This window comes from Psychrobacter sp. 1Y4, assembly GCF_051847555.1.
Genome location: NZ_JBPYDE010000180.1, coordinates 1 through 1,012 on the forward strand (window position 1 = coordinate 1; position 1,012 = coordinate 1,012).

Genomic DNA, 1,012 nt, shown 5'->3' on the forward strand with positions numbered 1-1,012 from the left:
TATCGTTGTGAACATGTTTCTCACAGGATTCGACGCCAAAACCTTAAATACGTTATACGTGGATAAGAACCTAAAGTACCATGGTTTGGTGCAAGCTTTCTCACGCACCAATCGTATCTATAACGACAAAAAACCCTTTGGTAATATCGTCTGCTTTCGTAACCTAAAGCAAAACACCGACGACGCTCTAGCCCTGTTTGCTAACAAGAAAGCGAAAGATATCGCCGTCATTCCTGAGATGCATGAGCTCCAAAAGCACTATGATCAAGCCGCTAAGAATCTCTTAGATATCTGTGCTGATTATAAGGCCGTTGACACACTAGAGACTGAAGACGAGCAGTTGGCATTTATCAAAGCATTTCGAGAAGTGATGCGCTATAACGAGCAGCTAGGCACTTTCGTGGACTACGACCAAGCTGATACAGATCTGAATAAAGAAGACTTTGCCAATTTTGCCAGTAAATATATAGATCTATACCGCAATATTCGTACCCAAAATAAAAATAGCGAGGATAAAACCTCAGTACTAGATGACATTAACTTCCAGATTGAGATGCTGCACAGCGACCGCATCAACGTCAGCTACATATTAGAGCTACTCAAGCAAGCCAATAAAGAGCAAGACGAGGGTAACGAGGAAAAGGCAGCCCAGTACCAAGCCCAGGTGGACGACTTAATCATGAATGAGCCGACCTTCCGTGACAAGCAGGAACTTATCCAAAAGTTCATCAATGAGCAGATGCCTAAAATGCCAGATGGTCAGACAGTAGAGGAGGCTTTTGCACACTTTTGGGACGTAGAAAAAGAAGCCGCCTATCAAGAACTATGCAAAGACAACAACCTAAAAGCCGACGTCATGCAAGAGATCCTCAGAAAATATGAGACTAGCAAGAGACTACCTGACCGTAACGAAGTGAAAGCGCTACCTAACTATAAAGTTAAGCTATTTGAGCGCAAGCCCCTTCACGAGAGACTCATGGGCAAGACTCGTGACTTTATCCAGAAGTTTTAT

The 1,012-nt window shown here is 43.3% G+C and carries 1 protein-coding gene; it reads left to right on the forward strand.

Annotated elements, in window-relative coordinates:
• Nucleotides 1-1,012, forward strand: a 1,012-nt coding sequence (locus ACS8FC_RS15110; protein ID WP_439297374.1) for a type I restriction endonuclease subunit R, EcoR124 family, incomplete at both ends; no start/stop codon positions are given.